This is a genomic window from Amycolatopsis sp. NBC_01307 (assembly GCF_035975215.1).
Taxonomy (GTDB): domain Bacteria; phylum Actinomycetota; class Actinomycetes; order Mycobacteriales; family Pseudonocardiaceae; genus Amycolatopsis.
The window spans coordinates 10907470-10922222 of record NZ_CP108403.1 but is presented as its reverse complement, the minus strand read 5'-3'; the positions used below and the strand labels follow the sequence as shown (position 1 = coordinate 10922222).

At 72.4% G+C, this 14753-nt stretch carries 11 protein-coding genes; 4 read left to right on the top strand and 7 right to left on the bottom strand.

The genetic code is table 11. The features are described from left to right. The first annotated feature begins 5 nt into the window (after positions 1 to 5). The gene (locus OG439_RS49385) at positions 6 to 437 is read left to right on the top strand and encodes a MerR family transcriptional regulator (protein WP_326947198.1); all 432 of its coding nucleotides are present in this window, start codon (positions 6 to 8) and stop codon (positions 435 to 437) included. On the opposite strand, the gene OG439_RS49380 is transcribed toward OG439_RS49385, so the two are convergent. Genes OG439_RS49380 through OG439_RS49360 form a run of 5 tightly spaced genes read right to left on the bottom strand, consistent with a single transcriptional unit; the run spans position 427 to position 7796 of the window. Beyond that, complete coding sequence (locus OG439_RS49380) at positions 427 to 1161, bottom strand: BPL-N domain-containing protein (protein WP_326947197.1); 735 nt, start codon at positions 1159 to 1161, stop codon at positions 427 to 429. The two genes, OG439_RS49385 and OG439_RS49380, sit on opposite strands and share 11 nt — an antisense overlap. Then, positions 1158 to 2345, bottom strand: a complete 1188-nt coding sequence (locus tag OG439_RS49375; protein ID WP_326947196.1) for a heparan-alpha-glucosaminide N-acetyltransferase domain-containing protein — start codon at positions 2343 to 2345, stop codon at positions 1158 to 1160. Before OG439_RS49375 ends, OG439_RS49380 begins: the two co-directional genes overlap by 4 nt. Next, positions 2342 to 3007, bottom strand: coding sequence for a BPL-N domain-containing protein (locus tag OG439_RS49370; protein WP_326947195.1), 666 nt, complete (start codon positions 3005 to 3007; stop codon positions 2342 to 2344). The genes OG439_RS49375 and OG439_RS49370 overlap by 4 nt, the downstream gene beginning before the upstream one ends. Next, positions 3004 to 3807 (bottom strand): dimethylarginine dimethylaminohydrolase family protein, encoded by an 804-nt coding sequence (locus tag OG439_RS49365; protein ID WP_326947194.1) that lies wholly within the window; start codon positions 3805 to 3807, stop codon positions 3004 to 3006. The genes OG439_RS49370 and OG439_RS49365 overlap by 4 nt, the downstream gene beginning before the upstream one ends. Next, positions 3804 to 7796 (bottom strand): Pls/PosA family non-ribosomal peptide synthetase, encoded by a 3993-nt coding sequence (locus OG439_RS49360; RefSeq protein WP_326947193.1) that lies wholly within the window; start codon positions 7794 to 7796, stop codon positions 3804 to 3806. Before OG439_RS49360 ends, OG439_RS49365 begins: the two co-directional genes overlap by 4 nt. Positions 7797 to 8145: 349 nt before the next feature. Between OG439_RS49360 and OG439_RS49355 the strand changes: the two genes are divergently transcribed. Then, the gene (locus OG439_RS49355) at positions 8146 to 10314 is read left to right on the top strand and encodes a hypothetical protein (protein ID WP_326947192.1); all 2169 of its coding nucleotides are present in this window, start codon (positions 8146 to 8148) and stop codon (positions 10312 to 10314) included. A 98-nt stretch (positions 10315 to 10412) separates the two neighbouring features. Continuing rightward, the gene (locus OG439_RS49350) at positions 10413 to 11627 is read left to right on the top strand and encodes a GNAT family N-acetyltransferase (protein ID WP_326947191.1); all 1215 of its coding nucleotides are present in this window, start codon (positions 10413 to 10415) and stop codon (positions 11625 to 11627) included. 297 nt (positions 11628 to 11924) lie between these two features. Here OG439_RS49350 and OG439_RS49345 read toward each other — a convergent pair whose 3' ends face one another. Both OG439_RS49345 and rlmN read right to left on the bottom strand, forming a co-directional pair. Further along, positions 11925 to 12200, bottom strand: coding sequence for a hypothetical protein (locus OG439_RS49345; protein ID WP_247062405.1), 276 nt, complete (start codon positions 12198 to 12200; stop codon positions 11925 to 11927). Positions 12201 to 12237: 37 nt separating this feature from the next. Next, entirely contained in the window at positions 12238 to 13344 is a 1107-nt protein-coding gene (gene rlmN / locus OG439_RS49340) for a 23S rRNA (adenine(2503)-C(2))-methyltransferase RlmN (RefSeq protein ID WP_326947190.1), read from the bottom strand. 121 nt (positions 13345 to 13465) lie between these two features. Between rlmN and OG439_RS49335 the strand changes: the two genes are divergently transcribed. Next, positions 13466 to 14659, top strand: coding sequence for a glycosyltransferase (locus tag OG439_RS49335; protein WP_326947189.1), 1194 nt, complete (start codon positions 13466 to 13468; stop codon positions 14657 to 14659). Positions 14660 to 14753: the final 94 nt, after the last annotated feature.

Genomic DNA, 14753 nt, shown 5'->3' with positions numbered 1-14753 from the left:
AGAGCGTGCTCGAAGTCAAATCACCGCCCATCCCGGCGGCGGGGCTGACGATCGCCGACGCCGCCCGCCGCACCGGGGTCAGCGCGCACACGCTGCGCTACTACGAACGCGCCGGCCTGGTGGTCACCCGCGTCGACCGCACCGCCGGCGGCCGGCGCCGCTACCGGAAGCTGGACCTGGACTGGATCACGGTCTGCACCCGCCTGCGCGCCACCGGCATGCCCATCAAGACGATCCGGGAGTACGCCGAACTGGTGGCGGCCGGGCGCGGCAACGAGCAGGACCGGCTGGCGCTGATGGAAGCCCACCGCGCCGAGGTGCTGGCGAAGCTGGCCGAGCTGCAGGAGAACCTGCAGCTGATCGACCACAAGATCGACGTCTACCGGGGCCGCTTGGAAGCCGGGGACGCGGACCGGTTGTGGGCGCCTAGGGGGTGAGCGTCCGGTCCACCAGCTCGAGCCCGAGGTCCGGCGTCACGCCGTCCGGGTTCGTCAGGCGCAGGTCGCGGTACCAGGACTCCGGCGCCTCCGGGTGCGGGCCGACCACGCCGACGCGGCCTTTTCCGTACGGCGTAACCAAAGCGGCGATCTTGTCGTTCGTGTACCGCGCGAGCACGGTCGCCTGCGCACCGGACCGCAGGACGAAGTCCGGGCCGTCCTGGAAGTACATCCGACGGCGCTTTCCCTGCCAGTCCACCGGGATCACCGTGTCCCGGGTCGAGCGCACCTCGGCCCCCGACGTGCCGATGTACTGCTCGGTGTCGCCGGGCAGCAGGGTGAACCCCGGCGTCGCGCCCGCCAGGTAACCGCCCAGGCAGAACCCGAGGTAACGCCCGCCGCCGCGGACGTAGCCGGTGATCACGTCGGCGTAGCGGCGCATCGCGCGCCAGCCGTCGTCGAGGGAACCACCGCCCGGCTGGGCGTACACCGCCGCCGTCGCGAGCGCCGCGGCCGTCAGCGGGGTCTTCTCGTCCGGTCCGCAGAACTCGACGCGCATGCGGGTGCGCAGCAGGTCCGCGACGGCGTCCGAGCAGGCGCCGGTCGACGCCTTCCCGCGGTAGACCAGCGCCAGCGGCCGGGTGTCCGGCGCGGGCGCGCCGCACGCCGCGAGCAGCCCGGCCGCGACGGCGCCCGTCAGGACCAGCCGGCGGGAGACCGTCACGTCGCGACCCGCAGCCGGGGCGCGGCCGCCACCCGCCGTTTCGCGCGTGTGGCCAGCGCCGTGACCAGGGCTTCGAGCGGGCCCTTCCCGGCCGTCGCCCGCCAGGCCAGGCCCACCACGAGGACGCCGGCGACCTGCAGCGCGTAGCCGACGCCGGAGGTGTAGACGTCGTAGTCGGAGTTCAGGAACATGATGTGTGCCGTGTAGAAGGTGAGCGTCATGCTCCCGGCCGCGGCGAGCGGCGCGAAGACGACCTTCGCCACCCGCAGGCGGCCGAGCAGGAGCAGCAGCCCGAGCAGGCCCATCGCCGCGCCCGTGGTGCCGATCAGGTCGGGCGCGGTGCCGGTGTGCGGCCCGTCGACCGCGAGCCACCAGGCAGTCGACGTCGGCGTGGTGCCGTCGCCGCCCAGGTTGAGCAGCTCGGTGGTCTCCGGCGCGGTCAGGACGCTGCCCGGCTGCGCGGCCCAGATCGCCGCCAGCCCACCGAAGCGGTTCAGCAGCACCCACGACACCGCGGCGGCGCCGACGGCCATCGTGACCCCGGTGACCAGCAGCGTGACCGCTACTTTGACGCGGCTGAGCGTCAGCCGGCCGATCACGATCCCCGCGCACAGGTAGGCCGTCCACGAAAGCGCCGGGTACTCCCCCGTCAGCGACAGCTCGGTCAGCAGCCGCACGGGATGCTCCGCGGCGTAAGCGAAACCGTTGTTCAGCAGGGTCGGCTCGGCCAGGTGCGGCTGCAGCAGGTGGGTCAGCGGCGGGACGCCGGCCACCACCGCCACGCCCACCCCGGCGACCGCCCAGCTCGGCAGGAGCACCAGCGGGATCGCGAGCAGGAACAGGATCGCGTAGTACGGCAGGATGACGACGGCGAGCTCGGCGTCGGTGTACCCGAGCGCGAGGCCGATCGCGCCGATCGTCAGCCCGCGCACGGCCAGCATCGCCGCGGTGGGCCCGAAATCCGCCCGCGACACCCGGCGGCGGCCGGTCATGAACGCGATCCCGAGCCCGGCCAGCACGGCGAACGTCGCCGCCGCGCGGCCGCCGAAGATCGCGAACGCCGTCGACGGGTGGCCAGGCGAGCTCTCCTCGACCAGCGAGTGCACGGCCATCATGCCGAGCAGCGCGATCCCGCGGGTGGCGTCGACCGCCGTCAACCGGACCTTGGGCGCCGGGGCGGTCATCGGGCCATCACCGAGTCGACGAGGTCGAGCCCGAGGTCGTGGCCGTACCGCAGCAGCGGCGGCCGGAGACCGCCGTCGGCGTACCAGTCGCGGGTGGCCTCCGGGTGCGGTCCGACGACGCCGACCCGCCCGGCGCCGAACGGCGCGACGAGCGCGGCGACCGTGCCGTTCGGGTAGGTGGCCAGCACGTCGGCGGCGTCCGGCTTCTCGAGCAGGAACACCGGGCCGTCCTGGAAGTAGAGCTTCCGCGTGCGGCCGCGCCAGCGGACCTTCACGACGGCGTCCTCGTCGTGGTCGACGGTCGCGTCCTCGGTGTCGATGTACCGGTCGGTGTCGCCGGGCAGCAGGCCGAACCCCGGCGTCGCGCCGGCGAGGTAACCGCCCAGGCAGAACCCGAGGTACCGCCCGCCGCCCTCGACGAACGCGCGGACGTCGTCGCGGTGGCGGCGCAGTTTCCGGTACGCGCTCCCGAGGGTGCCGCCGCCGGGCTGGGCGTACAGCGCCGCTCCGGCCAGGGCCGCTTCGCCGAGCTTGAACTTCTCGTCGGGACCGGTGAACCGGACGTCGAAGCCGTGCTTGCTCGACTTCAGCAGGTCGGCGACGGCTTCCGGGCAGCCCGGCAGCGAAGCGGGACCGCGGTAGACGAGGGCGAGCGGCCTCACGCCGTCCGCTCCGGGTTGTCGAGCGTCAACGCGGTGCACCGCACGCCGCCCCCGCCCTTGCGCAGCTGCGTCGTCTCGAGTTCGACGACGGTCAGCCCGCGCTCGCGCAGGGTCGCGGCCAGCTCCGGGACGCCGCTGGTCATCGTGACGGTGGTGCCGTCGCTGACGAGGTTCAGCGCGAACCGCTCGGCCTCGGCCTCGGTGACCTCGATGAGCGTGCCGCCCAGCTCGCGCAGCCGGGCCTGGCTCGGCTCGTCGAGCGCGGCCGGGCAGTACGCGAGCACGTCCGGCGTGACGACGGCGACCGCGAGGTCCAGGTCGTACCAGCGCGGCCCGGTCGTGCGCAGCGGCACGATGTCGTAGCCGAGCGCGTCGGCGACGACGTCGTGCGCGCGGCGGTCGGTGCGCTGCCCGTGGCCGGCCAGCAGCAGGTCGCCGTACGCCAGCGCGTCACCCTGCCCGCTGAACGCGTACGGGCTCTCGACGACCTCGAAACCCTTGGCGCGGAACCACTCCCGGTGGTACGGCGTCTCGTCGCGACGCTCCGGCGGCAGGTTCGCCAGCACGACGCGGCCGCCGCGCACGACGGCGGCGTTGGCCGTGTAGACCATGTCCGGGCACTCCGGCGCCGGGTCGAGGAACTCGACCTTGCGCCCGGCGGCCAGGTGCGCGGCCACGAGCGCGTCGTGCTCGGCGACGGCGGCCGCGACGTCCGGCTGGACCGCCGTGTCCATGTACGGGTTGATCTCGTAGTCGACGCGGAAGTGGTGGGCGCCCGACATCAGCAATGCGGTGTTCATGCCGGTAGTCCTTTCAGCGTAAGGAGTTGCGCGGGAATGCCGCGCCAGGAGGTGCGCGAGCCGAGGTGCTCGCCCTTCATCAGCAGCGACAGCGACCCGAGGGAGACGCCGTCGCCGACGACCGCGTCGTAGAGCACGATCGCGCGGGTGCCCACGGTCGCGCCGTCGCCGACGGTCACGACGGACATCTTCATCACCCGGTCCTCGAACAGGTGAGTCTGCAACGAAACCTCGGTGCCGATCGTGGCGTCGTCGCCGACGCGGACCAGGTCGAACTCGGTCAGGTAGGTCGTGCCGAGCCACGTCCGCCGCCCGATCCGGGCGCCGAACCAGCGCAGCAGCGGCGGCAGCATCGGCGTCCCGACCAGCATGCCGAGCCCGGCCGGGACGGCGGCCGACTCGTACAGGCCGGTGACGAACTCGCTGCGCCGCACGAACGGGCTCCACAGCGGCTCGACGCGTGCGGTGTACTCGCCGATGACGTTGCGCTTCGTCGCCGCGCAGAACCCGATCACGCCGAGCCCCGACGCCATCGCGACCAGCGGCGACACCAGGGCCGGCACCGGCAGGTCCCGGCCGAACGCAAGCCCCGACAGCGTCAGCAGGAACAGGTAGAAGCTCAAGGCCAGCAGCGACGCGGGCAGCGTGGCGCGCGCGAACTCGATGGCGAGCCGCTGCCGGACCACGCGACGCGGCGGGCGGAACGTCTGCTCCTCCGGGAAGTCGCCGCTGTCCTGCCGCCGCGGCAGGTGCATCGCGGGCGAGCCGAGCCACGACGAGTCACCCGGCACGTGCTGCCCCGGCGGCACCGTGCCGACGCCGACCAGGGAGCCGTCGCCCAGCTCCGTCCCGGCCGGGACGACCGACGCGTTGCCGACGAACGCGCGCCGGCCGACGTCGGTGGTGAGGAACGCGACCCGGCCGCGGGCGAAGGTCGCCGCGCCGACGGTCGCCATGTCCGCGACGAAGCTTTCGCTGCCCAGCGTGAGCAGGTCCGGGTCGAGGTGCCCGGCGGTCGACACTTCGGCGCCGCGGCCGACCCGGGCGCCCAGCAGCCGCAGCCACGGGACGGTGTAGAGCGTGGCGTACAGCGAGTTCGTGAAGGTCAGGCTGAACTCGAGGAGCTTGTCCGCGACCCACTTGCGCACGCCGAGCCCGGACCGGACCAGGTGGACCCCGACCGGCGTCGACGGCAGCACGAGCCGGCGTCCGACGGCGACGACCACGCAGACCGTCAGCACGAAGACCGGGCCGGCCAGCAGCGTGGCCACCACGCCGGCGAGCACGCCCCAGCCGAGCAGCGCCCACCACACCAGCGCCACGCTCGGCAGGATCAGGCAGATCGCGCCGACCTCGAGCGCGCCGAGCCCCAGCAGCGTCAGCAGGATCTGGTGGACGCGCCAGCCGCGCGCCACCGGCGTCTCGCCCAGCATGTCCTCGACGGCGGGGGAAAGCGCGTCGACGCGTTCCGGCGGCGAACCCGACCAGCGCTGGCCGTCGGGCACGGACTCGCCGCGCCCGAGCATCGACTGCTCGGCCAGCGCGGCGTCCGCCCCGACCGAGGAACCGGGCTCCAGCACGGCGTTCGCCCCGACGAACGCGCGGGCGCCGACGGTGATCTCGCCGACGGTGACCCAGCCGTCCTCGACCCGCCACGGCCGCAGCACGGCGCCGTAGCCGATCGCCGCGTCGTCGCCGATGTGCACGAGGGAAGGCAGCGAGACCGAGCTGGTGGCGATCACCGCGCGCTTGCCGACGCGCGCGCCGAGCAGCCGCAGGTACAGCGGCATCAGCCCGGACCCGCTCACCACCGGCAGCGGCCCGACGCTCAGCAGCAGGTCGAGCGTCCACAGCCGCAGGTACGTCGGGCCCCACAGCCGGTAACGGCCGGGCCGGATGCCCGCGGCCAGCGGCCGGACCACCAGCAGCGGCACCAGCCAGCGGACGCCGAGGTAGCTGACCAGGATCGCGACCAGCAGCTGGGCGAGGACCGGGACCGAGACGTCACCGTTGTTCCAGGTGTAGACGTAGGCGACCGGCAGCGTGATCACCAGCAGCAGCAGGTAGATCACCGCGGTCTGCGCCGCACCGGCGGCCGCGATCCGGCGCGCGCCGTGCCGCAGCGGCTCGTAGCGCGGCTCGCCGGCCGGCGCCGCCGCGGGTTTTCCGATGTGCGCGGCCAGATCCCGGACCCGCGGGTGGGCGTACAGGTCACGGACGGCGATACCGGCGCCCGCGTCGTGCTCGCGCAGCCGGGACACGACCGTCGCGGCGAGCAGCGAGTGGCCGCCCAGGTCGGTGAAGAAGTCCGCGGTGACCGAAAGGTCCTCCGGCGCCATGGCGAACGCTTCGGCCCACACCCGCGCGAGCAGCTCCTCGGCGTCACCCTCCGGCGCGACGACCGGGCCGTCCGTCGTCCGCTTGCGCCCCTCGGGCACGGGCAGCTCGCGGCGGTCGACCTTGCCGCTCGGCATCATCGGCAGCTGCGGCAGCGTCACGAAGAAACCCGGCACCATGTAGGCGGGCACCTGCTCGCGCAGGGTTTCCCGCAGCCGCCGGAACAGCTCGGTCTCGTCTCCGGCCGAAGCTTCGTCCGAAGCTTCGTCCGAAGTGGACACGACGTAGCCGACCAGCTCGGGCGCGCCGGGCGTCACCTCGACCATCGCCGCGGCGGCCGCGGACACGTCCGCGTCGGCGAGCAGCACGCTCTCGATCTCGCCGAGGTCGACGCGGTGGCCGCGGATCTTGACCTCGGCGTCGGCGCGGCCCAGGTACTCGATTTCCCCGTTGTCCCAGCGCTTTCCGAGGTCACCCGTGCGGTAGACGCGTTCGCCGTCGTGCTGGAAGAACTTGTCCGCGGTGAGTTCCGGGCGCCCGACGTACCCCTTCGCGACGCCGGGGCCGCCGATGCAGATCTCGCCGACCTCGCCGTCCGGGACCGGGCGGCGGTCGTCGTCGAGCAGGACCACGGTGTAGGTCGGCACGGGCACGCCGATGGTGACCGGCCGGCCCGGGAGCAGCTCGCACCAGGTGGCGGTGACGGTGGCTTCGGTGGGGCCGTAGGTGTTGAGGATGCGACGGCCGGGTCTCGCCCAGCGGTCGACCAGCTGCCGGGGGCAGGCTTCCCCGCCGACGAGCAGGTTGCGCAGCAGGGGAAGCTCGTGCGGGATGGTCGCCAGCAGCGTCGGCACGCAGTAGAGGACGGTGATCCGCCGCTCGGTGAGGAACTCGGCCAGCTCGGCGCCGAGCCGCCGGGAGTCCTCGGGCCCGGCCACGAGCGTCGCCCCGACCGCCCAGGTCGGCCAGATCTCCTCGATCGAGAAGTCGAAGGAGATCGTCATGCCCTGGTAGACGCGGTCGTCCGGGCGCACGTCGTAGAGCTCCGGCACGACGTCGAGGAAGTTGCGGATGCTGCGCTGCGCGACCTCGACGCCCTTCGGCCGGCCGCTGGAGCCGGAGGTGTAGATGATGTACGCGCTCGGGTCCGGGTCGAGCAGGTCGTCTTCACGCAGGTCCGGCCGGTCGTCGCGGCCGCCGCCGGGCACGTCGGCGAGGTCGAGCACCGGGCAGGCGGCGTCCCCGGTGCGCCCGGCGAGCGTGGCCGTCGTCAGGAGCAGGTCGGCCCGGGAGTCCTCGGTGATGTAGGCGATCCGGTCCGCGGGCGAGGCCGGGTCGATCGGCACGAAGACCCCGCCGGCCTTGCCGATGCCGAGCAGGCAGACGTAGGTGTGCGCGCTGCGTTCCACGAGGATCGCGACCCGGGACCCGCGCCGGACGCCGGAAGCACGCAGGTGGTGCGCGAGCCGGTTGGCCCGCCGGTCCAATTCCGCGTAACTCAGCGACTGGTCGCCGGCTTCGACGGCGATCGCGTCCGGAACGACGTCGGCGGTCCGTTCGAAAACGTGGTGCATCCGCCGGATCGGTTTCCGCACCCGCGTGGGCGTCTTGGTCCCGACCGCGAAATCGGACGTGAAGTCCGTGAACACCACCGAAGATCCTCCAAGTCCTGGTCTCACCCGAAAGGTGCCGACCACCTGCGACATTGGCGACGGACTGCGACATACGGCGCAGCTCGTTCACCCATTGGCATGGCACCTATGTTTCACAGAGATCAACGGAGTTGGCAACTCACCAACAGTGACATATCCCACAGCGCTTCGACCAATCCGCGGCGAAGGGTGTTCATTTCGGCCGGAGTGCGCTATTCGTCCTCGCGGAATTCGCCGCCGACCACCGGCCGTTCGCCCGCCATTCACCTGACGCCTCCCGTTGGCGAAATAGCCGGGGACGTCCCGAAAACCCTTTTCACCCGCGCGGGGAATAGCCGAAGATGGGCCCATGGACGTGTCGACGATCATCCGGAAGACGCTGCGTGTGCCGCGGAGCGCCGCACCGGCCGGGGACGGTGCCGTCGTGGCCCGGCAGATGGACGCCGTCCTGGCCACCGCCGGGTACAAGGCCACGCGCGAGCTCCTGGAGCACGTCGCCGGCCTGGAGCCGGGGGCGGCGACGGACCTGGCCGTCGACGTCGTCGGCGCCGCCCGCGCGCTGGTCGGCGACCACGTGCGGCACAACGCGTACTTCATCGACTTCCCGCGCGGTGTGCCGGACACCGTCGAGTTCTGGGTGAGCTGCCTGCGCTCGGCCTTCGTCCCGGACAAGAGGCGCAAGGCCACCGACAAGGAGCTGCTCGCGCTCCTCGGCGACGGCCTGGTCGGGCTGCTCGACCTGCCGCGCTACGGCCGCTACCAGCACACCTACGCCGAACTGCTGGCCGCCCACGACGAGCTGATCGCGTCGGTCAAGGACCGCGTCACCCTCCTGCGGCTCGGCGGCAGCCTCGAAGAGGAGACCCACGCGCTGTACCGGACGCTCGCCGAGTCGGCCACGCCCCTGGGCGAGGCGGACCTGCAGCTGCTCGCCGAACTGGCCGACGGCTGCGCCGACGTCGAACTCACGGCCGTGCCGGTGCGGGAGAACCGGGCCGTGCTCAACGCCGCCCGGCTGACCGCGGGCCGGCCGCTGGTCGCCGTCGACACCGTGCTCGACGTGCTGCGCACCGCGTGCCAGGCCAGCGGCGGCGACGTCACGCTGGCCGAACCGACGCGGTTCCGCAGCTTCTCCCGCCGTGAACGCCGGGTCCTGCTCGCCGCGCTGGACCACGTCGTCGCCGGCAACGAGGGCAAGCTCGGTGACGTCAACCGCTTCTCGCGCCGGTTCAAGCGCCTCGGCGAGTACCTGCACCCGCACGAGTACCCGCGGTTCCCGAACGCGCGTGACGTGTTCGCGGTCGCCCGCGGCGAGAAGACGGCGCAGTCGACGGCGGGCCGCGCGGAGGCGGCCTTCGCGGCCGACGACGTCGCCGGGGCGGCGGCGATCCTCACGGCCGCGCCGGGCATGCTGCTGCGCTCGCTGGATCGGTTGCTGCGCAACGCTTCCGAGGCCGAGCAGGACGACGTCCTCGACGCGGCGGCGAAGGTCCTCGGCTCGGTGTCCGGGCGTGTGCTGTGCTCGGTGCGCGAGCACCTCGGCAACCGCGCCGAGCCGGACGCCGCCCGGGTGTTCACCACCCGCGGCCGCCGCGCGTGGGTCACCGAGGACACGCGGCCGCCGCTGCCCGGCGACGTCGTCACCCGCGCCTGCGCGCTGATCGACGCCGAGCTGACCAGCCGGCTCCCCCGCTACGAGCACTTGGTCGTCGACCCGGCCGTGCTGGACGTCGCGCTGCCGCTGTCGGGAAAGGCGAGCGAAGACGGCTTCGCCGTGCTGCCGCGCGGGTCCCGCAGTCACGTCGACGGGGAGGTGCTGCGGTTCTTCACGCACTGGCGCCAGACCAGCCGCAGCACGGACTTCGACCTGTCCGCGCTGCTGCTGGACGCCGACTTCCACTACGCCGGGCACGTTTCGTGGACGAACCTCCGCGACGGCAGCGCGGTGTACTCGGGCGACGTGACCGACGCGCGGGACGGGGCGAGCGAGTTCATCGACATCCCGCGGGACTCGGTCGCCGCCGCGTACGTCGTACCGCAGGTCAACGTCTACTCCGGCGAAGGCTTCGACGAAGTCGCGGAGTCGATGTTCGGCTGGATGACGCGCGACCGAGAGCAGGCCGGGGCGCCGTTCGAGGCCCGCACCGTGCGGACCCGCTCGGACATGCGCGGCGGCGGCCGCGTCGCGCTCCCGATCGTCTTCGCCCGCTGCCACGACGGATCGTGGACCGCGACGTGGCTGCACCTGTACCTGACCGGCTCGCCGAACTTCAACCGCGTCGAGGCCAACCAGGCCGGCACCGCCGGGCTGGTGCGCGGCATGCTGCGGCGCCGGTACCTGACCGTCGCGCACTTGGTCGGCCTGATGCGCGCGGCGGGCACGAAGGTCACCGAGTGGGAGCCCGGCGTCGAACTCGACAGCCCGGTCACGTTCCTCGGCGTGCACCAGCCCGACGGCCTGCCGGACGCGGCCGAGGTGATCACCCTCGACCGGCTAAACCGGTTGGTCCCGAACTGAACTGACCGCTAGCCTGGTCGTGCGAGGCCATGAGAGGACTTCCTTCTACTCCTTGTAATGGTTCTTAGTCCCCTCCCTCTCCTCGTAAAGGCAGTTCGATGGCCGAGATCCGTTCCACGACCGACGAAGATCTCGACGTCTTCCTCGAGACGCTGCACGCCGCGTTCGCGCGTTTCCGCGAGACCCCGGCCGAAGGCACCGGGTTCTGGTGGTCGGCGCTCGAAATGGACCGCGGCCTGCTCGCCGTCACGGCGGACGGGCGGCCGGTCGGCACCGCCGCCGCGCACTCCTTCGAACTCACGCTGCCCGGCGGCACCCTCACCCCGGTCGCGGGCGTGACCGCCGTCGGCGTCGTCCCCACGCACCGGCGTCAGGGCGTGCTCACCGCGATGATGCGGCACCAGCTCGCCGAGGTGCGGGCCCGCGGGGAGTTCCTCTCGGTGCTGCTGTCCTCCGAAGCCGTGATCTACCGCCGGTTCGGTTACGGCCCGGCGACCTACACGGGCCGGCTGACGGTGCCGCGCCACCGGGCCGTCTTCGCCGTCCCCCGGGCGGGCGAACCGGCCGCGACCGGCTCGATCGAGCTGCGGCAGCGTGCCGAGTGCGGCGATCTCCTGGAGGAGATCTACGACCGCTACCGCCGCACCCAGCCGGGCGCGCTGTCCCGGCCGCACCACTGGTGGACGTCCGGCGCAGGGCAACCCCCGGTTTCCCTGGCACAGCGCCACATCGCCGTCCACCGCGACGCGGACGGCGTCCCGGACGGGTACGCCGCCTACTCACTCAGCGAACCCACGACGTTGACGGCGGACGAGATCATCACATCCGACGACGCAGTGTTCACAACCCTGGCCCGGTTCCTGCTCAGCCACGACCTGGTCACCAAGGTGGTGCTGAAGCAGGTCCCGCCAGGACACCCGCTGCGCTGGCAGCTGACGGACTTCCGCGCCGCCGAGGCAAGCGACGAGGGCGACTGGCTCTGGGTGCGGCTACTGGACATCCCGCGCGCGCTGACCGCCCGAGGCTGGTCCACGGACGGCGAACTGGTCCTCGACGTCACCGACCCGTTCCTCACCGAGCAGGGCCGCTACCTGCTGAGCGTCAGGGCGGGAAAGGCAACGTGCACCCGGACGGACCGGGAGCCGGACCTGTCCCTGGACGTGAGCGACCTGGGCTCGATCTACCTGGGCGGCACGGCCCCGAGCACGCTGGTACGAGCCGGCCACATCCGAGCACACAACCCAGCCGCGGTCGCCACCGCCGACAACCTCTTCCGAGCCGAACGCGACCCGCACTGCCTGCAGTGGTTCTGACCGTCCACTCTGGACAAATCTGGCTGGTCGCGAACCGGGCTTCGGCACGAAACGCGCGCACTTCGTCCATGGTGGTCCGCCACTCCGAAAGCCCTATCGAGTAGCTGGGCCAGCAAACCGGAAGCTGACTGCTTCCGGTTTCGTCACCGACGACACCAGGCACGTTCAACGCGCCCAGCCGCCTCGACGAGTGAGCTGAAGTCCATCGGGAACGTCTCGGAGAAGTCGCCCACCACGATGCGGCCGATGCCTTCCCGGCCATCGGACAGAATGCTCAGCACCCCAGCCGCGCCGGGATCAGCGTGCGGGCAGCCAAGGCGCCAGCAACGCCTCGAGGTCCGCGTCCGACAGGGCGCGCGGGCCGCCGTGGAACTCGTGCCAGCGCGACGCGTCCCGTGCCGCGTGGAACTCGACCTCGAACGCGCGCATCAGCACGTACATGAAGCTCATCGAACTGAACTGCTCGCCCAGCAGGGTCCGGGCCGTGCGGGCGACCTCGGTCGCGCTGCGACCGGTGACGTCGGTGAGCATGAGCTCCTCGGCGGCCGGGTCGAACAGGCTCGGGGCAGACATCACAACAAACTCTCCATCACAGAAACAGAACCGGAACTCAGCCTTCGGCCGCGAGCTGCCCGCAAGCAGCCGCGATCTCCTGACCGCGCGTGTCACGCACCGTGCAGGCTACGCCGCCGGCATTCACCAGCCGCACGAACTCACGCTCCACCGGCTTCGGCGACGCGTCCCACTTGGACCCCGGGGTCGGGTTCAGCGGGATCACGTTGACGTGGACCAGCTGGCCCAGGTGCTTGCGCAGCCGCTTGGCCAGCAGCTCCGCCCGCCACGGCTGGTCGTTGATGTCCCGGATCAACGCGTACTCGATCGACACCCGACGACCCGACGTGTCCGCGTAGTACCGAGCCGCGGTGAGAACCTCGTCCACCGACCACCGCTCGTTCACCGGCACCAGCGTGTCCCGCAACTCGTCGTCCGGCGTGTGCAGCGAAACGGCCAGCCGCACCTGCATCTTCTCGTCCGCCAGCTTCCGGATCGCCGGCGCCAGACCCACCGTCGACACCGTCACCGAACGCTGACCGATCCCGAAGCCACCCGGCGCGGGGTCCGTGATCCGCCGGACCGCGGCCACCACTCGCTTGTAGTTGGCGAGGGGCTCGCCCATCCCCATGAAGACGATGTTCGACAGCCGGCCGGGCCCACCGGGCATCGCCCCGTCGCGCATGACTGCTGCCGCCGAGCGGACCTGGTCCACGATCTCCGCCGTCGACAGGTTCCGGTCGAGGCCGCCCTGGCCGGTCGCGCAGAAGGGGCACGCCATGCCGCAGCCGGCCTGGCTCGAGATGCACAGCGTCGCGCGGTCCGGGTAGCGCATCAGGACGCTCTCCAGCAACGTGCCGTCGTGCGCGCGCCACAGCGTCTTGCGCGTCGCGCCGTCGTCGGCCGACAGCGCGCGGACCTCCGTCAGCAGCGTCGGCATCAGCTCCTCGACCAAACGAGAGCGCGACGCCGCCGGAATGTCCGTCATCTCCGCCGGGTCGACCGTCAGGCGCGAGAAGTAGTGGTTCGACAGCTGCTTCGCGCGGAACGGCTTCTCCCCCAGCTCGGCCACCGCGGCGGCGCGGTCGGCCACCGAAAGGTCGGCGAGGTGGCGCGGCGGCAGGCCGCGCTTGGGGGCGTCGAAGACGAGCGGAAGGGCAGTCATAACTCCCCCAGTGTCCCACGCGGCATCCAGCACCACCCAAGCCACCCGGACGGCTGTTCCCCAGGTCACGGCGGAGCGGAAACCGGCTGCGGTGACCGGCGGGTTCTGCCAGGCTCGCCGGGTGAAGATCCTGTTCGCGACCGCCCCAGGCTACGGGCTGACGCTGCCGCTCATCCCCCTGGTCTGGGCCGCGCGGGCCGCCGGGCACGAGGTCCTGCTCGCGACGTCCGCCGAGATGGTCGACGCCGGTGCGCGGGCCGGGCTGCCCGCCTTCGACGTCTTCCCGCAGCGGGACGTCTGGGACGACTTGATGGGCACGGTCGCGGGAAAGTCCGAGGACGAATTCCCCGAGGAGTACCGGCTGGCGAGGCGGGCGGGCAACCCCTTCGGGCTGTTCACCGTGACCATGACCGAAGGCACGATCGAGGCCGGCCGGCTGTTCGGCGCCGACCTCGTCGTCCACACCTCCGACCACGCCGCCGGGATGCTCGCGGCCGTGGCCCTCGGCGTGCCCGCGCTCGAGGTCGGCAACCGGATCTCTTGGTCGGTGCGTGACGCGGACTGGCGGGCGGAGCACCACGTCTTCGGCGAGGACGAGGTCAGCGACCTGATGCGGGCCAAGCTCGGGATCGGCGACGCGAAACCGGCCGTGCTCGCCAGGGTCGACCCGCGCGCGCCCAGCATGGGCGGGCTGGCCGCCGGCGCGGAGCACCCCGACGGGCGCGACGGCGTCCCGTGGTGGGCGATGCGGTTCGTGCCCTTCAACGGCGGCGCCGTCGTCCCGGACTGGGCGTTGCGCCGCCCGGACCGCCCGCGGATCGCCGTCACGCTCGGCACGGTGGTGCCGGTGATGTCCGGCGTCAGCAGCCTGGCCGTCGTCCTGGAGGGTCTCAGCACCTTGGACGTCGAGGTCGTGCTCGCCGCCGGGACCGCGGACCTGACGGAGCTGGGCGAGCTGCCGCCGAACGTCCGCTCGGTCGGCTACCTCGCGCTGTCGGCGTTCCTGCCGTCCTGCTCGGCGATCGTGCACCACGGCGGGTCGGGCACCACGGCCGCGCCGTTGTCCTACGGCGTCCCGCAGCTCGTGCTGCCGTCCTTCGCGGACAACCCGCTCTCGGCGCAGCGCGTCGCCGACCGCGGCGTCGGCCTCAGCCACGACCCGGCCACCGTGGACGCCGCCACCGTGCGGGCGCTGGTCGAGCGGTTGCTCACCGAAAACGGGTTCCGGACGGCGGCCCGGGAGGTCGCCGCGGAGATGGCGACGCAGCCCAGCCCGGCCGACGTCCTCGCCAGGGCGGTCGCCGCACTGGACTGACCCGGGTGGGTGAACACACCTGAACGCACCGCCCTAATCTGACCGGGATTCACAGCGAACCGGACGGGCCGTTCGTGAGTCCAAGGGCGGACGA